18 protein-coding genes are annotated in these 19,741 nt (G+C 58.1%); 11 read left to right on the top strand and 7 right to left on the bottom strand.

Annotation, left to right across the window (positions count from 1 at the left end; genetic code table 11):
- The first annotated feature begins 10 nt into the window (after positions 1-10).
- The 8 genes from AC3RCG_RS23990 to AC3RCG_RS23955 all read left to right on the top strand — a co-directional run bounded on the left by AC3RCG_RS23990 (position 11) and on the right by AC3RCG_RS23955 (position 8,364).
- Positions 11-1,339 (top strand): hypothetical protein, encoded by a 1,329-nt coding sequence (locus AC3RCG_RS23990; RefSeq protein WP_070224365.1) that lies wholly within the window; start codon positions 11-13, stop codon positions 1,337-1,339.
- Positions 1,336-2,430 (top strand): glycosyltransferase, encoded by a 1,095-nt coding sequence (locus tag AC3RCG_RS23985; protein WP_070224366.1) that lies wholly within the window; start codon positions 1,336-1,338, stop codon positions 2,428-2,430. The genes AC3RCG_RS23990 and AC3RCG_RS23985 overlap by 4 nt, the downstream gene beginning before the upstream one ends.
- 130 nt (positions 2,431-2,560) lie before the next feature.
- Positions 2,561-3,205 carry a PIG-L deacetylase family protein gene (locus tag AC3RCG_RS23980; protein ID WP_070224367.1) on the top strand — a complete coding sequence of 215 codons (645 nt, stop codon included), beginning with the start codon at positions 2,561-2,563 and terminating at the stop codon, positions 3,203-3,205.
- Complete coding sequence (locus tag AC3RCG_RS23975; RefSeq protein ID WP_071653770.1) at positions 3,190-4,059, top strand: UDP-3-O-(3-hydroxymyristoyl)glucosamine N-acyltransferase; 870 nt, start codon at positions 3,190-3,192, stop codon at positions 4,057-4,059. The genes AC3RCG_RS23980 and AC3RCG_RS23975 overlap by 16 nt, the downstream gene beginning before the upstream one ends.
- A 9-nt stretch (positions 4,060-4,068) precedes the next feature.
- The gene (locus AC3RCG_RS23970; RefSeq protein WP_070224369.1) at positions 4,069-5,295 is read left to right on the top strand and encodes a glycosyltransferase family 4 protein; all 1,227 of its coding nucleotides are present in this window, start codon (positions 4,069-4,071) and stop codon (positions 5,293-5,295) included.
- 70 nt (positions 5,296-5,365) lie between these two features.
- A complete protein-coding gene (locus AC3RCG_RS23965) occupies positions 5,366-6,526 on the top strand; it encodes a DegT/DnrJ/EryC1/StrS family aminotransferase (protein WP_218069291.1) in 1,161 nt (386 codons plus the stop codon).
- Positions 6,523-7,113, top strand: a complete 591-nt coding sequence (locus AC3RCG_RS23960; protein WP_070224371.1) for a sugar transferase — start codon at positions 6,523-6,525, stop codon at positions 7,111-7,113. The genes AC3RCG_RS23965 and AC3RCG_RS23960 overlap by 4 nt, the downstream gene beginning before the upstream one ends.
- 93 nt (positions 7,114-7,206) lie before the next feature.
- Complete coding sequence (locus tag AC3RCG_RS23955; RefSeq protein ID WP_070308414.1) at positions 7,207-8,364, top strand: acyltransferase family protein; 1,158 nt, start codon at positions 7,207-7,209, stop codon at positions 8,362-8,364.
- A 352-nt stretch (positions 8,365-8,716) separates the two neighbouring features.
- Here the strand turns inward: AC3RCG_RS23955 and AC3RCG_RS23950 are convergent, their stop codons facing one another.
- From AC3RCG_RS23950 to AC3RCG_RS23940, 3 genes are all read right to left on the bottom strand, one after another.
- Positions 8,717-9,073, bottom strand: coding sequence for an acyl-CoA synthetase family protein (locus AC3RCG_RS23950; protein ID WP_071650279.1), 357 nt, complete (start codon positions 9,071-9,073; stop codon positions 8,717-8,719).
- Positions 9,027-9,350: an AMP-binding protein gene (locus AC3RCG_RS23945; RefSeq protein WP_071650280.1), complete on the bottom strand. Its 324-nt coding sequence runs from the start codon at positions 9,348-9,350 to the stop codon at positions 9,027-9,029. Before AC3RCG_RS23945 ends, AC3RCG_RS23950 begins: the two co-directional genes overlap by 47 nt.
- A gap of 659 nt (positions 9,351-10,009) precedes the next feature.
- A complete protein-coding gene (locus AC3RCG_RS23940; RefSeq protein WP_492401791.1) occupies positions 10,010-10,906 on the bottom strand; it encodes a sulfurtransferase in 897 nt (298 codons plus the stop codon).
- A 176-nt stretch (positions 10,907-11,082) separates the two neighbouring features.
- On the opposite strand from AC3RCG_RS23940, the gene dnaE reads away from it, so the two are divergent.
- Positions 11,083-14,583 carry a DNA polymerase III subunit alpha gene (dnaE, locus tag AC3RCG_RS23935; protein ID WP_227742034.1) on the top strand — a complete coding sequence of 1,167 codons (3,501 nt, stop codon included), beginning with the start codon at positions 11,083-11,085 and terminating at the stop codon, positions 14,581-14,583.
- A 65-nt stretch (positions 14,584-14,648) separates the two neighbouring features.
- Here the strand turns inward: dnaE and AC3RCG_RS23930 are convergent, their stop codons facing one another.
- From AC3RCG_RS23930 to AC3RCG_RS23915, 4 genes are all read right to left on the bottom strand, one after another.
- Entirely contained in the window at positions 14,649-14,879 is a 231-nt protein-coding gene (locus tag AC3RCG_RS23930) for a DUF6139 family protein (protein WP_070224376.1), read from the bottom strand.
- 118 nt (positions 14,880-14,997) lie between these two features.
- Positions 14,998-15,996 (bottom strand): VirK/YbjX family protein, encoded by a 999-nt coding sequence (locus tag AC3RCG_RS23925; RefSeq protein ID WP_230502334.1) that lies wholly within the window; start codon positions 15,994-15,996, stop codon positions 14,998-15,000.
- Between the two features lie 46 nt (positions 15,997-16,042).
- A complete protein-coding gene (locus tag AC3RCG_RS23920; protein ID WP_492401793.1) occupies positions 16,043-16,582 on the bottom strand; it encodes a universal stress protein in 540 nt (179 codons plus the stop codon).
- Positions 16,583-16,685: 103 nt separating this feature from the next.
- Positions 16,686-17,507, bottom strand: coding sequence for a MipA/OmpV family protein (locus tag AC3RCG_RS23915; RefSeq protein ID WP_162995765.1), 822 nt, complete (start codon positions 17,505-17,507; stop codon positions 16,686-16,688).
- A 156-nt stretch (positions 17,508-17,663) separates the two neighbouring features.
- Here AC3RCG_RS23915 and AC3RCG_RS23910 point away from each other — a divergent pair, with 156 nt between their 5' ends.
- On the top strand, positions 17,664-18,350 hold the full coding sequence (locus tag AC3RCG_RS23910; protein WP_070224380.1) for a response regulator: 687 nt from the start codon (positions 17,664-17,666) through the stop codon (positions 18,348-18,350).
- Positions 18,347-19,735, top strand: coding sequence for a sensor histidine kinase (locus AC3RCG_RS23905; protein WP_492401794.1), 1,389 nt, complete (start codon positions 18,347-18,349; stop codon positions 19,733-19,735). The genes AC3RCG_RS23910 and AC3RCG_RS23905 overlap by 4 nt, the downstream gene beginning before the upstream one ends.
- The last annotated feature ends 6 nt before the right edge of the window (positions 19,736-19,741 follow it).

Here is a 19,741-nt window from a genome sequence, read left to right as displayed (position 1 = left end):
CGCTTTTACCATGATCTCTTTCCTGTCGGCATTGGTTCTTGTGCCCAGTATTCTGTATTCGATATCGAAATCCCGCTACTATGCTATTTTATTGATGGCATTGTTTTATTACACGCTATCAATCAACGAGGCATCCATTGAGGCGGCCTATGGTACTCGGGTGCTGTACGCCGGCATGCTGTTTCTTTTTGCCTGTAATGTCTTGTTCTGCGTGTTTCTATACCTGCTGGGCGGTTGGCTTCTGCCGCGCGGCAGCTCTTATCGGAAACTGGTTTTTGACGAACAAGCTTGGAAACGGCTCTTTTTTCTGGTTACCGGGATATTTGTCATCATTGCGTTAATCAAGGCCCGTAATGGCCTCGATTTCTTGATGCTCAATTGGTCGGAGCAGCGCAGCGAAGGCCTCACTTTGCTTGATGGCGTATCCAATTTGCTGGGACTCGTGGCATTCTCCCTTGCTCCCGTGTTCTATAAAAGCCGCATCAGATTTGTTTTGCTGGTGCTTTGCTGCTTGGGCGTCTTCATGGTAACCGGCTCGCGGGCCATGTTGTTCTGTCTTGGTGGCTATTTCTACTATGAATTGTTTTTATCTGATCGCATCAGTTTTTCTCGCCGCTTGTACGTTTTGCTCGGTGGCGCAGTGGCCGCGCTGTCGATGCATGTACTGTCGCGCGCTGCGCGTGGCATCGGTTTGAGCGCTATGCTGAGCATGGATTTTTCAAGCCTGCTCGATGCGATTGGCAGCTCCGTTGACGGGGGCGGTCTTTTCGGCGGCGAAGACAATATCATGAAGTATTACTTTTACATTGTACACAAGTACCTCGAAGGCTGGAGTGCTGGTCCAATGCCCACCTTGCATCGGGCCTTGCTTATTCTGTTGCCGCGCGAACTGGCCGATATTCCCCTCAAGCCGTTGGACGTAACCTATCAGGTCTGGACCGCCGCCTTGAACGATGGATTATTCAACGATAATCCTTGGTTAACAGAAATGATCGATAGTTCGCATCAAGGTATTCCCGGGTCCCTTCACTTTTTGATTTGGGGTGATGCGCTGCTCAACGCTGGCTGGTTCGGTGCCCTTCTTTACCCGTTGCTATTCGCATTTTTACTGACGGTATTTGAGTCGTTGCTGCAGCGGGCGCCACCAGCCATGACGGCAATCCTTCTTGGACTTGGGCTGCCAGCATTGCTGATGATTGCTCGTGGAAATATCGTGATTGGCCTCGGTTATATTATTTATCCGCTGCCTCTTATTTACCTGATTTGCCGGTTGATGGAGTGGACCGCCAGAGGGGCGCCACATTGGCAAAAAACCGACAACAACAAAAACGAAATATGAAAATAGCCATTCTTGGACCAGCCAATTCTATTCATGTTAGCCGCTGGTGCAATGCACTGGCACAGCAGGATATCGAAGTACACTTGGTCACTCAGCACGATTTTGATGTTCATCAGTACTCTGATCGCGTACGCGTTCATCTGCTGCCTTACCGTGGCGGAAAGGGCTATTTCCTGAATCGGCGCGCCTTGGGCAAGGTGCTTGCAGAGATGTCGCCGGATTTGCTTAATTGCCATTATGCCAGCGGTTACGGCACCTTGATGGCAGGGGTCTGGCGCGGACCTTCGCTGTTGTCGGTATGGGGGGCGGACGTCTACGAATTCCCCTACGAGTCGCGGTTCAAGATGTGGTTGATCAAGCGCAATTTGAGGGCTGCCAGCCGCATCGCTTCCACGAGCCATGTCATGGCGGAGCAGACGCGCTCGTTGTGTCCCGAGTTGGCCCCGATTTTTGTCACGCCGTTCGGTATCGACACCGCGCGATTCGTGCCAGTACCGAGAGCAGCTGACGGGCGCCTGGTGATTGGCACCGTCAAGACGATGGCGAAAAAGTACGGTATCGATATTCTCATCCATGGCTATGCGTTATTGAGGCAACGCTTGCAAGACGAAAAAGCAGATGATTTGCTCGGGCGTCTTGAACTGTTGCTGGTCGGTGGTGGGGGCGAGACTGCAGTGTTGCAGGCGCTGGTTGCGCAGCTGGGACTTGAAGCCAGTGTTACCTTCGCGGGGCAGGTTGACCACACAGCCGTACCGGACTGGTTGAACCGCCTCGATATCTATGTGGCGGCGAGCCGCAACGACAGTGAGAGCTTCGGCGTGGCGATTCTGGAAGCGTCGAGCTGTGCATTGCCGGTGGTGGTATCGCGTATGGGAGGGTTGCCGGAGGTGGTAGCCGAAAATGAAACGGGCTTGATCATTCCAAACGAAAACCCGCAAGCGCTGGCAGACGCCTTATACCTGCTGGTGCAAGATAGTGCCTTGCGCAACCGTCTTGGCGTGGCAGGACGTGCCAGGGTGTGCCAGCAATTTTCCTGGGATCATTGTGTGACATTGATGCGCGATGCCTATAGACAGACTGTGGCGGCGTAAGTAGATCTACGGCGCTGGCGTGTCGGAAGGCTTCGGGTTTATTATCGATGCTGTTGTAATGCTTCCAAGTAGGAGTCACGGCCAGTGCCAAGTGCGGCGTTTCTAATAATTTATTGAAGGTGCAGATTACATGGCTGATATCCATAGAGTAAAAACTTTGCTGGTGCTTGCACCGCATACCGACGACGGCGAATTCGGCTGTGGCGGAACGATTGCGAAATATGTCAGCGAAGGCTGGCGTGCCGTATACGTGGCATTTTCTGCAGCGGAGCAATCGGTGTTACCCCATTTGCCGCGTGACATCTTGCGCAAGGAAGTCAAGGAAGCCACCTTGGTGTTGGGTATCGCTCCTGAAGATTGTATCGTGCTCGATTTCGAAGTTCGCAAATTCCCCGAGCAGCGTCAGGCTATTCTCGACGAAATGGTCAAGCTGAATCGCGAGCTGCAGCCCGATTTGGTATTTTTACCTAGTCCTAACGATACCCATCAGGATCACCATGTGATTGCGCATGAAGGTTTCCGCGCATTCAAGCGTACCACCATGCTTGGCTATGAAGTGCCATGGAACAATCTCGATTTCCGCACGAGCTGCTTCGTACACCTTAGTGAGCAGGATGTGGGCAAGAAGGTGGAGTCGCTGGCGCGCTACCAATCGCAGGCACATCGCGTGTACGCTTCTGCCGAGGTGGTGAAGAGCCAGGCCGTTTTCCGTGGTACCCAGATCGGTACGCAATATGCAGAATCATTTGAGGTGATCCGATGGATAATCGCTTAAACCGCCCCGCCACGGCAGCCTGGCTGGCCTCGGCACTGGGCCGTACTTTGCACGGCAGCGACCTGCCTATCATGGAAATTCGTTCGGTCGATCACGTCACGGAAGGTGCATTGGTATTTTCCAAGGCGGACCGTGAACTCGACTCCGTCGCCTGCACGGTAATCGGTCCGCTTTCCATGGCGCGGGATGGCCTGGCCTTGATCGAGTCCGATAATCCACGCCTCGATTTTGCGCTGGCACTGCGCCTGCTGCAAGTCAAGATCGGCTTTTGCGAGCACACGGAACCACCGCGTATCCACCCTAGCGTACGTGTCGGCCGCAATACGGTGATCGGCAATGGTGTGGAAATCGGTGAGGGTACGGAGATCTATCATAATGTCGTGATCGCCGATGGCGTACGTATCGGCCGTAACTGCCTGATCAAGTCTTGCGCTGTGATCGGCGAAGAAGGCTATGGTTTCGAGTCCGATGCATCCGGACGGCCGATTCGTATCCCCCATCTGGGAAGTGTCATCATTGGTGACGACGTCGAAGTTGGTAGCCTCACGACAGTATGCCGCGGCACCATCGGCAATACAGTACTGATGGATGGCTGCAAGATCGACGATCATGTGCACATTGCTCACAATGTTGAAGTTGGTGCCGATGCGATGGTGATTGCCTGTGCCGAAGTGAGCGGCAGCGTAGTGATCGGCGCCGGCGCTTGGATTGCGCCGAATGCCTCCATTCTCGAGAAGCGCAAGATTGGACCTGGAGCGGTGGTTGGATTAGGCGCCGTGGTTGTGAAAGACGTCGAGGCCGGAATAACCGTGGCTGGCAATCCAGCTCGCCCCTTGATCAAAAAAAGTCCTTAGACTGTTTTCATGAATATATTGTTGATCAATCACTATGCCGGTAATCCCCATTACGGCATGGAATACCGTCCCTATTATCTTGCCCGTGAATGGGTCAGGCAGGGGCACAATGTGACTATCGTCGGCGCGGATTTCTCGCACCTGCGCCGCACCAATCCTGTGGTTGACCGTGCTCTTGCGCGTGAAGAGGTGGATGGTATCGAATACCGTTGGCTGCGTAGCCCGAAATACGACGGGAATGGCAGCGGCCGCGTACTCAACATGTTTTCCTTTGTGGCGCAGATGCTGTTCTACGGGCGACGCATCGGCAAACTGGTCAAGCCAGATCTGGTGATCGCGTCTTCGACCTACCCGCTCGATATCTTTCCGGCCAAACGCATCGCCGCTCAATGCGGTGCCAAACTATGTTTCGAGGTACACGACCTGTGGCCGCTAAGCCCTATTGAGTTAGGTGGCATGTCGCCGCGCCATCCATTCATCATGCTATTGCAGTACGCCGAGAACTGGGCATACCGCACTGCTGACAAGGTGGTTTCCATGCTGCCCAAGGCGCTCGAACACATGATGGCACATGGCATGGCGCGTGAGAAATTTGCCTATGTCCCGAACGGCATTGACGTCGATGAATGGCGTGCGCCCGAACAGGCGCCAAACTTGCCGGTGCTTGAACAGATCGACGCGCTCAAACGGGGCGGGGCGCGCGTGGTCGGCTATGCCGGTTCGCATGGCCCGGCCAATGCGATGGACAATGTCCTTCTGGCGGCGCGCCTGTTGGCTGACCGGCCAGTGGTCTTTGTCCTGGTCGGTGATGGTTCGGAAAAACGCAAGCTGCTGGCCATGAAGACCGAGTTCAAGCTCGATAATGTGCACTTTTTCGATCCTGTTCCGAAACAGTCGATCCCGGCCCTGCTGGAAAAGATGGATGTGGTATTCATCGGCTCGCAACGGGTGCCTATTTACCGTTTTGGGGTCAGTCCAAATAAAATGATGGACTATATGATGGCCGCCAAACCGATCATTCAGGCCATTGAGTCGGGCAACGACCCGGTCGGTGAAGCCGGCTGCGGACTGACCATTTCTCCTGGCGATCCGGCTGCGCTGGTGCATGCCATTGAAAGCCTGCTGGCATTAAGCGACGAGGAGCGGGCGGACATGGGCCAGAAGGGCCGGCGGTTTGTGCTGGAAAACCATACCTATCCCGTGCTGGCCCAGCGCTTCATCGACGCCTGCCGATAGAATCGTTTCATTGATCGCATAACTAAGGCGCCGTAAAGGGCGTTCGTTATGCCAACCTGAGGTATTTATTTTGACGACAGAACAAAAATTCCTGCCCTTCGCATTACCTGAAATCGGTGACGATGAAATTGCCGCCGTAGTCGAATGTCTGCGTTCCGGCTGGGTCACGACGGGCCCGAAGACCAAGCAGTTCGAACAGGATTTCGCCGCCTATATCGGCGATGGTGTCGATGCGATCGCTGTCAATTCGGCCACCGCCGGTTTGCACCTGGCCCTGGAGGCGCTAGGCGTCGGTCCTGGCGATGAAGTGATTGTGCCAACCATGACGTTTACCGCCACGGCGGAAGTCGTGCGTTACATGGGGGCCGATCCGGTTTTTGTCGACACCGACCCGGTCACGCTGAACCTGTCGCTGGAGGCGATTCGTGCGGCCATTACGCCACGCACGAAAGTCATCATGCCTGTTCACTACGCCGGCCTGGCCTGCGACATGGATGCCATTCTGGCGGTGGCGCGTGAACACAAATTGCGTGTCGTCGAAGATGCTGCGCATGCGTTCCCAACGCGCTATAAAGGACGTTTGATCGGTACCCTGGACAGCGACGTCACCGTGTTCAGTTTCTATGCCAACAAGACGATGACTACAGGTGAGGGTGGCATGGTCGTCACGCGCGACGCTGACATCGCCACCCGCATCAAGATGATGCGTATTCACGGCATCAGCCGCGATGCCTTCGATCGTTTCGTCTCGAAGACCCCGGCCTGGGCCTATGAAGTAGTTGCGCCTGGCTACAAATACAATCTGACCGATATCGCTTCAGCGATGGGCATCCATCAGTTGCGCAAGATTAATGCGTTTTCGGCCCGCCGCCAGCAACTTGCGCGGCGCTATTTTGAGGGGCTGGCGGATCTGCCGTTGCTGCTGCCGGCCGAGGCTGCTGATGGTGGCGAACATGCCTGGCACCTGTACGTCGTACGCTTGACCTCTGCGGCGCCGATTGGCCGCAATGAGCTGATCCAGAAGCTGTCCGACCACGGTATTGGCACCAGCGTCCATTACATTCCGTTGCACCGCCATCCTTACTGGCGTGATACCTATCATCTTGCGCCGGAACAATTCCCCGAGGCGGAGGCGGCCTATCATGCGATGGTCAGTTTGCCTTTGTATACTGCCATGACGGATGAGGACCAGGAACGGGTGATCCGCACGCTGCGCGAGTTGCTGTGTTGATCAAACGTATTTTCGATGTCATCGCGGCGCTGTGCGGTTTGCTGCTGCTGGCGCCGTTGTTGGTGCTGATTGCCGTATGGGTGAAACTGGACTCCGCGGGACCGGTGTTTTTTCGCCAAGAACGGGTGGGGCAGCATGGTGTCCTGTTTCGTATTTTTAAGTTCCGTACGATGACGGTTGGCACGGAAGCGCAGGGGCAGATCACCGTCGGGCGCGACGCGCGCATCACTGGTGTCGGACACCGGCTGCGTCACTACAAACTTGACGAGTTGCCGCAACTGCTCAATGTGCTCATCGGTGATATGAGCCTGGTCGGGCCGCGGCCGGAAGTGCCGAAGTATGTGGCGCTGTACACGAGTACGCAACGCGAGCTGGTACTTTCCGTCAAGCCAGGAATTACGGACCTCGCGTCGATCACGTATCGTGATGAAAATCGCCTGCTGGGTGAATCGGCCGACCCGGAGCGCACCTACATCGAGGAAGTTATGCCGGTCAAGCTGCGCTTTTATGAAGAGTATGTACGTCAGCGCTCCTTGGCGCTGGATGTGCGTATTATTTTCATGACTATCGGCAAGCTGATTCGCTGAATGAATGGCACGCGGTAGCCGGACGTTGCCGCCGCGTTGTCAGCCCTCACGCTATGGGGCTGATCTGCATAACCTTTACTCTCCATTGTCACGATGAAATCTACGGACCAGATCCAGATACCATTTATCCAGGCACTACGCGGCCTGGCTGCTATTGTTGTCGCAATTTACCATACTACGTCGCATGTACCTGTCGGACCTAATAATGCCACATCACAATGGTTCTTCGCGTCCGGACCTGCCGCCGTGGATTTATTTTTCATGCTGAGCGGTTTTGTCATGGTGCTTTCCACGCAAAACAAGGAACCTTCCCTGGAGAATACTTTCCGCTTCTGGATCAATCGTTTTTTCAGGATTTGGCCTACGTATTTCGTCATCACGCTTTTATTTTGCCTGACAGAAGTGATTGTGCGAAAACACATGAATGCCAGCCTGATTGCCGATTGGGAATTACATGCCTGGACGGCGGTAGGGATTCTGCGTTCGATGCTATTTTTACCTCTGGATTACGCGGCTGGCGCACCCTATTTCGGTGGCGCGGTGTTGCATGTCGGCTGGACGATGAACTACGAGATGTATTTCTATTTCATATTGGGTGGTTCGCTCTTCTTTGGCAGGTATCGATGGCTGGCTTTTTTTTCCTGGATAGGAGTAACGCTGATTGCTCCGCTTTTCCTGATAAATCCCTGGTATCATTTTTTTGATGTCACCGCATATCATGACTTTCGGCCAGGTTATTTAAACCTGATTACCTCGCCGATTATTTGGGACTTTGTTGCCGGAGTCGTTATCGGACTGGTCTATATCTCACGCCTGCGCATACGCAACATACAGGCCCTGTACATGGCGCTGATGCTTGCCATGTGTATCGCCACCTGGAATATTCTTGGTGGGATGCCGAGACATTTTGGCTTTCAGTTCTGGAGCGGTCCTCTTGCACTAACATTTGTATTTCTTGCCTTGTTGAACAAGGAGCAGGAGATAGCCATACCAGCGCCATTGTTATGGCTGGGTAAGATATCTTTTTCTTTGTATCTGGTCCATCCCTTGGTGATTGCTCCCGCATATTTTCTTACCCGGGGAACAGAGATTGAGAAATATACCTACGATTTCCCTTTTACCATGCTAGTTACCGCAACTTCAATTGCTCTTGCCTGGATAAGCTACGAACTTCTTGAAGTCCGGCTCAGTTCTTTATTAAAGAGAAAAATAATCGGCAATCGTTTTACACTGCGCTTGAAGCAGGCCTGATTCCGAACTGCGATATCTTTTGGTGAGCTACCAAGCGAATAGCGATTTTTCACGTCCTCACCGGGAGATGACTGTAGCATCCGTGATAGGAATCATGCTTGTCGTGGGCCGCTGGCGTAGGTGCGGCGGGAGCATTTCCGATACCAGCAGTATTGCTTTCACCCTGTGCTCGATGGAATATACATTCGAGTTTGATTCCGAATTCCAAACGCACGGGATGGAAACTTGACGTATTTGGAAAATTTCAACGCCTGCGTTACTGCACAAGGTTTTTATTTCTGTAACTTTCGGCAAGCACTTGCCGATCTATCTTGCGATTAATCGATACCGGAAGCGATGTCGTGACGATCAGTTAGGATGGCACCATGTAACTGGGGAGCATCTGGTTCAACTTCTTTTTGTAAGCATCGAGTATCTCTTTGTCCGGCAATCCATTGTCTCTCACAAGGAAACCTAGCAAGCGCCCTACCGTACCATCGGGCCGACGTAGCGCCACGGCGGCGGCACTTGCGATCCCATCCAGGCGCTGTAGGGCATGGTCGATATCGGACAATTCTATGCGGAATCCATTAAACTTTATTTGATCGTCGATACGTCCACGGCAAAATACCAGACCACTGGCGTCAATCTCGCCCAGATCGCCATTGCGGAAGGCGCGATGATCACGATGTTCGAAGAGTTTTTCGGCGTTCAATCGAGGGTTGTTCAAGTACCCCCCTCCTCATGACATGATTGCTTGCGATGCATAGTTCTCCATTCTGGGTATCAAGAAAAATGTAGCCGCCTGGTTTGCTGTACCCAACAGGCAAGGGATTGTGTTCAGCCAGCAAGGCGTCATCACCGACGATCCAGGTACTCGCGACGGTCGCCTTTGTCGGACCATAAGTATTGATGATAATACTGTTTGGGAAACGCTCCCGGAGACGTTTGGCAGTGGCATGCGCCAGCAGTTCGCCGCAAAACAGAAAAGTTTTCAGGATCGGCAAGAAGTCCTATACCTTGATAGTTATTTTCTCGATATGCAATCCACCATAGTCTTTGGTGCATGCAATTCTATTGTTTTTATATTATAGGTAATAATAAGGACAATGCCATCGTCAAATGTGGAAATTCTGTCGGCACTATCTTCAATAAAGCTTCCTGCGATTGAATACGCCCGGCGCCGGGTATTCAACGCTAACTAAGCAGAGTGACAAATCTGGCATGACGATGAGGGGAAATCTATGCAAATATTTCGTGCAGGCGGCTGTTATACGCATTGACATACGTGATCGGGGTCTTGCGCGCGAATGCCGAACTGCAGCTTGGTGCCTTGATGGCGGATGCTGGCTTTCCTGATGAAGGCCCGATAGGCGGCACGACCGCCGGTGGTCAGCCGTGCATCGTGAGTGATGGCGGTGCAATTCGCAATGCAACTGCGTCTTGGTTCCCGTTTCTTTACTGGTGTGAAATGGGGGGACGTGCTGCTGGCATGAGTGCCGTTACAGATAGGCCGCGCAGTTTCCCTTGCGATGCGTGCTTGATCAGCGCCACGACCGCGTCGTGCAGCACGCTATCCAGCGGGACTGCACATTGCGGGAATGAAGCGTGTTACCCCTGTGGTCGAGGACCGAGCCAAATGAAATGGCATCTGCCTCTTGCAGGTTTATGCGCTATTCTTGCCAAAGCAATGCGGGCAAGACACCTCATACACATATTCCGGCGCCAGTTGCTGGCGCGGCGTAACGACGGCGCGGCACACAAAACATTGCACGGTTTCCGTCGGTTCCAGTTTCGGGTTCAGGGCCGTGCGGTAGTCGAACACGAAGCAGTCGCCCGTGTAGTGCTCGCCGCCCACTTCTTCAAAATATTTCAGAATGCCGCCGTCGAGCTGGTACACGCTGTCGTAGCCGATTTCCTTCATGTGGATGGCGGCCTTTTCGCAGCGGATGCCGCCCGTGCAGAAGGTGACGACGGTCTTGCCTTCCAGTTCGTCCTTGTGGGCGGCGGCGACGGCCGGAAATTCCGTGAACTTGTCGATGCGGTAATCGAGCGTGTTGTTGAACGTGCCCACGTCCACTTCAAACGCGTTGCGCGTCTCCATCATGACCACAGGTTTGCCCGCGTCGTCGACGCCGGCATCTAACCAGCGCTTGAGCGTATGCGCGTCGACGGACGGGGCGCGGCCCAGTTCCGGCTTGATCAGCGGCATGCGCATGGTGATGATTTCCTTTTTCAGCTTGACCAGCATGCGCTTGTGCGATTGCTCGTTCGATAAGCTTTCCTTCCATTCCAGGTCCGCCAGACGGTCGTCGCTGCGCACCCAGGCGAGGAAGCTGTCGATATGCTCGCGCGTGCCCGACAGGAACATGTTGATGCCTTCGGGCGTCAGCAGGATCGTGCCTTTCAGGCCCAGCGCCAGGCATTGCTCCTGATACAAGGGACGCATGGCTTCCGTATCGGCCAGCGTGATGAATTTATACGCGGCAATATTGACAAACGTGGCGGCGGGCGGGCTGACGGCGGCGGAAACGGCGGATGTTGCTGGGGTGATGGCTTGCATGATGGCGATCGGGTTAGACTGAACAGCCGATATTATAAGCCCGACAGGCCAGCCAGGATACCCGGTCCGCACGCGCGACGCGGTAGAATAGACCCCATTGAATTTTGCACGAAACGGTACACAGGATGGAAATGGTAATGCAAGAGGCCGGCGCTCCGGCAGGTTCACAGCAAGCGATGCAGCCAGGTCCGGCTTTCGTCCACTTGCGCGTGCACTCGGAGTACTCGATCGTCGATGGCCTCGTGCGCATCGACGACGTGGTCAAGGCGGCGGCGAAGGACAAGCAGGTGGCGCTGGCCGTCACCGACCTGTCGAACCTGTTTGGCATGGTCAAGTTCTACAAGGAAGCGCGCGGCAAGGGCATCAAGCCCATCGTTGGCGTCGACGTGTGGATCACGAATGACGACAACCGCGAAAAACCGTCGCGCCTGCTGTTGCTGGCGAAGAACCGCATGGGCTATCTGCAGCTGTGCGAACTGCTGTCGACGGCCTGGCTGACGAACCAGTACAAGGGCCGCGCCGAGCTGCGCATCGAGTGGCTGCAAGCGCTGGCGACGAATACCTACGACCTGTACCCGGGCGAAAGCGCGGCCAATGGCCTGATCGTGCTGTCCGGCGCGCATTTCGGCGACGTCGGTATCGCCATCGAGAACGGCAACCTGGCCCTGGCCGAACGCAATGCGCAGCGCTGGGCCGAGATTTTCCCCGGCCATTTCTATATTGAAATCCAGCGCGGCGGCCAGGCCAACCAGGAAGCGCAGGTACGCCATGCGGTGGCGCTGGCGGCCAAGCTGGGCTTGCCCGTGGTGGCCACGCATCCCGTGCAATTTATTTCCCCTGAAGAATTTATTGCCCACGAAGCCCGCACCTGTATCGCCGAAGGTGAAATGCTGGCCAACGCCAAGCGGGTGAAACGCTTCAATGACAGCCAGCGCTTCCTGTCGCAGGCCGACATGGCGGAATTGTTCGCCGACCTCCCGGCCGCGCTGGCCAATTCCGTGGAAATCGCCAAGCGCTGCAATCTGACCTTGACCCTGGGCAAGCCGCAACTGCCGAACTTCCCGACGCCGCCCGGCATGACGATCGACCAGTTCCTCGTGGCCGAATCGCAGGCGGGCCTGGAAAAGCGTTTGATCCAGCTGTATCCCGATCCCGAGCGTCGCGAAAAGGAGCGTCCGCGCTACGAGTCGCGCTTGAAGTTCGAGACGGACACGATTTGCAACATGAAGTTCCCCGGCTACTTCCTCATCGTGGCGGAGTTTATCCAGTGGGCCAAGGAAAACGGCGTGCCCGTCGGCCCGGGCCGCGGTTCGGGCGCCGGCTCGCTGGTGGCGTATTCGCTGCTCATTACCGACCTCGATCCATTGCAATACAACCTGCTGTTCGAGCGCTTTTTGAATCCCGAACGCGTCTCGATGCCCGACTTCGATATCGACTTTTGCCAGGAAGGGCGCGACCGCGTCATCCAGCACGTCAAGGATTTGTACGGCAAGGAGGCTGTCTCGCAGATCGCCACCTTCGGTACCATGGCGGCCAAGGGCGCGATCCGCGACGTGGGCCGCGTGATGGATTTCGGCTACAACTTCTGCGACGGCATCTCGAAGCTGATTCCGTTCAAGCCCGGTAAACCCGTGTCGATCGCCGATGCCATCGAGGAAGAGCCGCTGCTCAAGGAGCGCCTGGAAAACGAGGAAGAGGTCAAGCAGCTGCTGGACCTGGCGCAGCAGGTCGAAGGCATCACGCGCAATATCGGCATGCACGCGGGGGGCGTGCTGATCGCCCCGGGCAAGCTGACGGACTTCTGTCCGCTGTACACGCAGGGCGGCGATTCGGGCGTCGTGTCGCAGTACGACAAGGATGACGTGGAGGCCGTCGGCCTCGTGAAGTTCGACTTTTTGGGCTTGACCACGCTGACCATTCTCGACCGCGCCGTGCGCTACATCAAGCAGCTCGATCCCGCGCAGGCGAACTTCGACCTGGCGACCTTGCCGCTGAACGACAAGCCGTCGTACGACTTGCTGACCAAGGCCAAGACCGTGGCCGTGTTCCAGCTCGAGTCGCGCGGCATGCAGGGCATGCTGAAAGACGCGCGTCCCGACCGTTTCGAAGACATTATCGCGCTCGTGGCGCTGTACCGTCCGGGCCCGATGGACCTGATTCCGGATTTTTGCAAGCGCAAGCACGGTGAACGTTTCGATTATCCCGATCCGCGCACGGAATCGATTCTGTCCGAAACCTACGGCATCATGGTGTATCAGGAGCAGGTGATGCAGATGGCGCAGATCGTCGGCGGCTACTCGCTGGGCGGCGCCGACATGCTGCGGCGCGCCATGGGCAAGAAGAAGGCCGAAGAGATGGCCGAGCACCGCGAGATCTTCCGCGCCGGTGCGGCGAAAGACGGCTTGACGGCGGAAAAGGCCGACGAGATCTTCGATTTGATGGAAAAGTTCGCCGGCTACGGTTTCAATAAATCGCACGCCGCCGCCTACGCCCTGCTGTCGTACCACACGGCGTATCTGAAAGCGCACCACACGGCCGCCTTCATGGCAGCCAACTTGTCGCTGGCCATGGACGACACGGACAAGATCAAGATTCTGGTGGAAGACTCGCTGGAAATCTGCAAGCTGACCTTGTTGCCGCCCGATATCAACGAATCGGACTACCGCTTCACGCCGAGCGGCGCGCCGCCGTCCGTGAGCGGCAAGAAAGTCACGCAGATCCGTTACGGCCTGGGCGCCGTGAAGGGCTCGGGCCAGAATGCCATCGAAGCCATCATCGCCGCGCGCGAGGCGGGCGGGCCATTCACGAGCCTGTTCGATTTCTGCAAGCGCGTGGATAAAAAGCAGATCAACCGCCGCACCATCGAGTCGCTGATCCGCAGCGGCGCGTTTGACTGCCTGAAGGTCGACCGCGCCATCCTGCTCGCTTCCGTGGCGTTCGCCATGGAATGCGCCGACCAGGCGGCCAAGGCGGCCAACCAGGTGAGCCTGTTCGGCGGCGACGACAGCGACATGGTGGCGCCGCCCGAGTACGTCAAGGTGCCCGTGTGGACAGATAAACAGCGCCTGACGGAAGAAAAGATCGCCCTGGGCTTCTACCTGTCCGGCCACCTGTTCGATTCGTATGCGCCCGAGGCGCGCCGTTTCGCGCGCACGAAATTGTCGGAACTGTCGCCGTCGCGCGAGCCGCGCATGATGGCCGGCGTCATCACGGGCTTGCGCACGCAGATGACGCAGCGCGGCAAGATCCTCATCGTCACGCTCGATGACAAGAGCGGCACGGTGGAAGTGACGGTGTATGGCGAACTGTTCGATGCCAACCGGAAAATCTTCAAGGAAGATGAATTCCTGGCCGTCGTGGGCAAGGTATCGGAAGACCGTTTTTCGGGCGGCTTGCGGATCACGGCCGAGAGCGCTTTCGACATCATCGCCGCGCGCGTGCAATATGGCCGCCAGCTGGGCCTGACCTTGCCGGCCACCCTGGACGCCAAGCGCATCCGAGACGTGATCATGCCGCACCGGGCCGAGACGGGCTTGCCGATCGCCGCGCGGGTCAGCCCGCAAGGCGTCAGTTGCGTGCTGCAGTTTGGTGATGAGTGGAAAGTGGCGCCATCGGATGAATTGCAGATGGCGCTGGAGCAAATGCTGGGTGCGCAAGAGGTGGCGGTCGAATACTGACCGGCACCGTTCGTGGCATACGACAAAGCCAAACCGCAGACATGCTGGTTTGGCTTTTTTTACGTTTACATGTCTTTCAGGCCCGTGATCGCATAGCCCTTGGCGGCGATCTGCTGGTGCGGCTGTTCGATATGGTAGTCCGGCAATATCTGGGCATCGTCGGCCACTTCGCTGGCGCGTACTTCTAGCTGCCAGTCGGTATTGGTCACTTCTTCCGGAATGAGTTTTCCTTCCGGCACGGCGAGGTAGGAAAAAATGCCGTCGTGCTCGGCCCGGCGGTAGATGTCTACGCGCATGAATGCCTCCTAGTAAGCGTTGGGGGAACCGGCGCACCGTAATGCGTACCGATAGCGCTAGCGTAACAGGATTGCGCCGTGCACGGGTTGTAGCGTGTGCCGCAGGTGGGGGCGGCGCTCAGGCGACAACGGAAGCGTAGTCGTCGTCATCGAGCATGGCCGCTTGCCGCGCCTCGCTGGCGGCGGCCGCAGCACCTGCCGTGGCGGCTTGCATCGGGCTGCGATGGGCGTCGAGGCCGCTGCGCAGGCTGGCGATCATGGCCAGCGTCAATTCGTGGCGCTTGCGTGCTTCCGAGCGTTTTTTGGAAGGAATGTCTTGCAGCGCCGGCAAAGGCAGGTTTTCGCACGCTAACTCAAAATCGCCATCCTGGCGTACTTGCGCACCCAGTTCTTGCCATAGCGCATTGTAGTCGGCGAACAAACGGCCTTTCTTGGCGGAGTGGTGTACGGCGCGGTTGATATTGCCGACAAGAAGCATCTTGCGGCAGCCGTGCTCATATCCCAGCTGGCGCACCAGGCGCACCATCAGGGTCTTGGGACGCAAGCCGTGCAAGTCGCGCGTTGCCTCGCGCACGCGGTGTGCGCTTTCCTCGCCCTTCGGGCCTTGCAGGCAGCCGATGCGCATGCCCAGGGTGGCGCGCAACTGGCTGCCGAAGAAGGAAAAGGCGATCGAATAGAGGACGTCGTCGTCATCCACCAGTTGCAGCACCATCTCGCCTTCGCGGTCCATCGGATGCAGCGAACACAGTTGCAGGTGGTAGGACGCGCCCGACTTGCCCGCCACTGTGCCCAGGCGTACGGGCCCGTGCGCCGCTTGAGCCATCAGCTTGCCCCAACCTTGCTGCAAGATGAAATGGTAGTGTTCGGCCAGCAATTCCACGCGCTGGTGGCAATTCAAGGTCAGGCTCAGGTAAGGCCGGTAGACCTTGTGGATCATGTGCGGATAGGCATGTACCAGATCATGAAACACCGGATGCGAGTTCAGCAGTTGCAGCCATAGTCGGGTTTGGCGCTGTTGCACGCGGGCGCGCAGATGCAGCTTGAGCAGTTCACGCCAGCGGCGCATGCCGCTCGGCATCGCCATCAAGCCGTCAGACAGGGTAATAGTTGGCATCATCGTGCGCATGTCCATGATAAAGGAGGAGCGTCGAAGCCGTTCCGGCTCAGACGGGTACAGGGCTGCTGACGCCCTCGTGGTTTGCCAGCAGGATGGTGGTGCCGCGGCTGCCCCGCGCCAGCTTGCCGGCCAGTCCGCCTGAAAACCGGCGCGGCCAGCCGCCTTGCTTGTGTGCTGGCAAGACGACTTCGTGGCAACCCAATAGCTCAGCCGTATCGAGGATCGTAAACAGCGGCTCGCCGGCGAAAATGTGGGTGCTGAAATCGATATGAGAGCGGCTCAGGTAGAGTCCCGCCTCGTGCATCATGTGCTGCGTGGCCAGGTCAAGGGCATCGCATTCATTGGCGCTGTGCCGGGGCAGGCCATCGGCGCAGCGTCGCGGCGCCGGTGTCACGTGCAACAGGCTGACGCACACTTTGATGCCCCATTCCTGCAGGCGCCTGGCGTAGCGCGCACCATAGATGATGTCGCTGGCGCGCTTGACGGGCAAGAGCAGCAGCAAGGTATCCTGGCCCGGCTTGCCGCAGGCACCTGCGGCGCTGTCCGGGGCGCGGGGGCGTTGCGGGGCAAGGCGCGATGCATGCATGGAAAAGATGGCCGTGGTGGAAAAACCGTGTCATCTTATCCATGCCCGTATCCGCTGTAAATTGGCGAAACAGCGTACGGGTTTCCCTTATGTTCGCGTGTTGTTAATAGCGGTAAGTGACATACACGGCGCCGATCGGCGATGTCTTGCGCTGCACGATGGGGCTCTTGGCCGCGTCGCCCAGACGGCTCTCGACGCCGATCAGCGTATTGATGCCCCAGCGTGCATCGAAGCGGTGTTCCCAGTTGACGGTGGCTTGCGCTTCATAGAAACCGCCCTTGGGCGTGTATTGCTTGAACGAGGTATTGGCGGCCTGGGTGGCCGTCACGCCATACATGGTCTGCACGTACTTGCGCTCGCCCCAGCCCAGCTGGCCGCCGATGGTCACGCTGTCTTGCTGCACGCCCTTGGCATCGGCCCGGCCGTAGATCTGTCCTGTGGCGCCGAAATGCACGTTCGCGCCATTTTCGCGGTTCGACAGGGGAATGTCGCTCGTGACGCTCAGCGACAGGCCCGGCAAAGGCGAATAACCGGCACTGAGCAGGGCGCTGGCGTTGCCCTTGACTTCGCCCATGCCCTTCAGGTAATCGCTGCCGCCCCAGCCGTTGGCGCCCGTGCGCTTGTGGTCTTCGCGGTTGCCGCGGTAGCCCAGTGCGGCGCTGTAGCTGAAGGGGCCTGCCTGGCCGCCATAGCCGATGCCGCGCGACGTGCTGAAGAACAGGCCATTGGCCATGGCGTAATCGAGGATGATCAGCGGCGAGGCCGACAGCTTGTCGGCGCCGGAATAGCTGGAGACGGCGGCGACGCCGCCGCCGATGGTGAAGACATTTTCCGCCGGCGGTTCGGCCGCCGCGGCGGCCAGCGGGTTGAGGATCATGCCGCTGGCAAGTGCCAGCGAGGTCAGCAGGGTTGTGGGTGCGTGCATGGAGTTTTCCGTCAGATGAGAACCGAGTCCGGAGTGGCTCGATTGACTGCCGGTAGTATCTGTCCTTGCCATGAAGGAAAAATGAGCCTTTTATTAAGATTGCATGAAGAGCGCTTCTTTACCCTTTCTTCAGCTTGCGGTGGTTTAATACCCACCATGAAGATATTGCTGATTGAAGATGATATGGACCTGGGCAACGGCGTGCGGATCGCCTTGCGCGACCAGGGCATGCAAGTGGTCTGGGTGCGCAGCCTGGAGGATGCGGCGCGCAGCATCGAGCACGACAGTTGCGAGCTGGTGCTGCTGGACCTGGGCTTGCCCGATGGCGATGGCCTCGATTTGCTGGCCCGGCTGCGCGCGGCCCGCTTGCCGGTGCTGATCCTCAGCGCCCGCGACACGCTGGAACAGCGCTTGCGGGGCCTCGATGGCGGCGCCGACGATTACCTGGTGAAGCCCTTCGTGCTGGCCGAGCTGCTGTCGCGCGTGCGCGCCCTGGCGCGCCGCAGCTATGGCTTCGACGGCGACACCATCGAGTTGCGCGGCCTGCTGCTGCAGGTGCCCACGCGCCGTGTCAGCGTGCATGGCCGGCCCGTGGAGCTTACGGCCAGTGAATATGCCTTGCTGAAGACCTTGCTGATGCGCGCCAACCGGGTCATCACGCGCCGCGTGCTGGAAGAACATATCCTGCCCGGCGGGCTCGCCAATGCCAGCAATACCCTTGACGTGCATATGGGCAACCTGCGCCGCAAGATAGGCGAAGGCTATATCCGTACCGTGCGCGGCGTCGGCTATGTGATCGACCAGCAGGGCGAATCATCCACCCCATCGGGTGCCGGCGCATGATGGGGCGTTTCTGGGCCATGCTGCGCCAGCCTACCCTGGTACGCCGCCTGATGATGGCGCAAATGCTGATGCTGACCATGGTGTGGAGCCTGGCCGTGGCGTATGTGCTGGTCGAGGGCGCGGATGAAGCGAGCACTGTCAGCCGCGGCGTCCTGCATGCCATTATCAGCGTGGCCGATAACCTGGCCGAGCAGCCGCAGCGCCAGGAACAAAGCTTGCGCGCCATCGACGCAGCCCTGCGCGAGGAGTTTGAAACGGGGCAGGTGCCGGAACTGGCGCCGCGCATCCTGGTCTGGCGCGAAGGCAAGCTGGTCTACAAGTCGCCCGATGCGCCCAGCGGGATCCGCAGCGCCGGCCCGGAACAGATGGAAGTCGTGTACATCAAGGGCCAGGCCTGGCGCAGCCGCAGCCTGGCCGAGGGCGGCACGCGCGTGACGGTGCTGGAAGCGGGAGGCGCCTGGCAATTGTTCATCACCATCAATTCACGCGGTTACTACCTGCTGCCGTTGCTGATCAGCTTGCCGTTCCTGCTGGTGCCGGCCTGGCTGTCGATCCGCCTTGCCATGCGCCCGTGGCGCAAGCTGGCGCAGGAGGTGGCGGCGCGCGGGCCGCAGGATTTGCGTCCGCTGACCTTCAAGCCGCCGCATGGCGAACTGGCGGCACTGGTTGAGAATATCAATGCGCTGCTGCAGCGGGTCGATGCCAGCGCTGCGCGCGAACGCAGCTTCATCGCCGATGCCACGCATGAGCTGCGCACGCCGCTGGCGGCCATGCGTGTCAATGTCGAGGCCTTGCAGGGCCAGGTGCATGATGCGCGCCAGCAAGAGCTGCTGGACGGTATCTTGAACAGCGGCAACCGGGCCGCGCGTCTGGTGGGCCAGCTGCTGCAGCTGACGCGCAGTGAAGTGCAGGCGGGCGCGGGCGAGTTGCCGCGGCGGCAGGCGCTCGATACCTTGCTGCAAGATCGTCTGGCGGCCCTGTCCGGCCTGGCCCAGGCGGGCGATATCGAGCTTGAATTGCAAGCCAGCGTCTCGCTCAGCGTGCCCGGACAGCGCGAAAGCCTGGTGTCGCTGATCGACAACCTGGTGGAAAACGCCATCAAGTACAGTCCGCGCGGCAGCAGCGTGACGGTGTCGCTGCATGCGGAGCGGGGCCAGGCCGTGTTGCATGTGGCCGATCAGGGACCGGGCATCGCGCCGGCACTGTATGACCGCGTGTTCGACCGCTTTTTCCGCGCGCCGCAGCAGGCGCAGCCAGGCAGCGGCCTGGGCTTGTCCATCGTCGCTTCCGTCGTACGCCAGCATGGCGGCACGATTCAGTTGCACAGCGGTAACGGCGGCCTGGGCTTGCTGGTCGAGGTGCGCTTGCCATTGGCCGAGGCCTGACCGCGC

The sequence above is a fragment of the Janthinobacterium sp. GW823-FHT01H08 genome (assembly GCF_058797855.1).
This window is presented reverse-complemented; position numbering and strand designations above follow the sequence as displayed.

What these genes read in the sequence shown, in the direction of transcription:
- AC3RCG_RS23990 (WP_070224365.1), top strand. Translation starts at nt 11, where the DNA reads ATGATCTCTTTCCTGTCGGCATTGGTTCTTGTGCCCAGTATTCTGTAT.
- AC3RCG_RS23985 (WP_070224366.1), top strand. Translation starts at nt 1,336, where the DNA reads ATGAAAATAGCCATTCTTGGACCAGCCAATTCTATTCATGTTAGCCGC.
- AC3RCG_RS23980 (WP_070224367.1), top strand. Translation starts at nt 2,561, where the DNA reads ATGGCTGATATCCATAGAGTAAAAACTTTGCTGGTGCTTGCACCGCAT.
- AC3RCG_RS23975 (WP_071653770.1), top strand. Translation starts at nt 3,190, where the DNA reads ATGGATAATCGCTTAAACCGCCCCGCCACGGCAGCCTGGCTGGCCTCG.
- AC3RCG_RS23970 (WP_070224369.1), top strand. Translation starts at nt 4,069, where the DNA reads ATGAATATATTGTTGATCAATCACTATGCCGGTAATCCCCATTACGGC.
- AC3RCG_RS23955 (WP_070308414.1), top strand. Translation starts at nt 7,207, where the DNA reads ATGAAATCTACGGACCAGATCCAGATACCATTTATCCAGGCACTACGC.
- AC3RCG_RS23940 (WP_492401791.1), bottom strand. Translation starts at nt 10,906, where the DNA reads ATGCAAGCCATCACCCCAGCAACATCCGCCGTTTCCGCCGCCGTCAGC.
- dnaE (WP_227742034.1), top strand. Translation starts at nt 11,083, where the DNA reads ATGCAGCCAGGTCCGGCTTTCGTCCACTTGCGCGTGCACTCGGAGTAC.
- AC3RCG_RS23930 (WP_070224376.1), bottom strand. Translation starts at nt 14,879, where the DNA reads ATGCGCGTAGACATCTACCGCCGGGCCGAGCACGACGGCATTTTTTCC.
- AC3RCG_RS23925 (WP_230502334.1), bottom strand. Translation starts at nt 15,996, where the DNA reads ATGATGCCAACTATTACCCTGTCTGACGGCTTGATGGCGATGCCGAGC.
- AC3RCG_RS23920 (WP_492401793.1), bottom strand. Translation starts at nt 16,582, where the DNA reads ATGCATGCATCGCGCCTTGCCCCGCAACGCCCCCGCGCCCCGGACAGC.
- AC3RCG_RS23915 (WP_162995765.1), bottom strand. Translation starts at nt 17,507, where the DNA reads ATGCACGCACCCACAACCCTGCTGACCTCGCTGGCACTTGCCAGCGGC.
- AC3RCG_RS23910 (WP_070224380.1), top strand. Translation starts at nt 17,664, where the DNA reads ATGAAGATATTGCTGATTGAAGATGATATGGACCTGGGCAACGGCGTG.
- AC3RCG_RS23905 (WP_492401794.1), top strand. Translation starts at nt 18,347, where the DNA reads ATGATGGGGCGTTTCTGGGCCATGCTGCGCCAGCCTACCCTGGTACGC.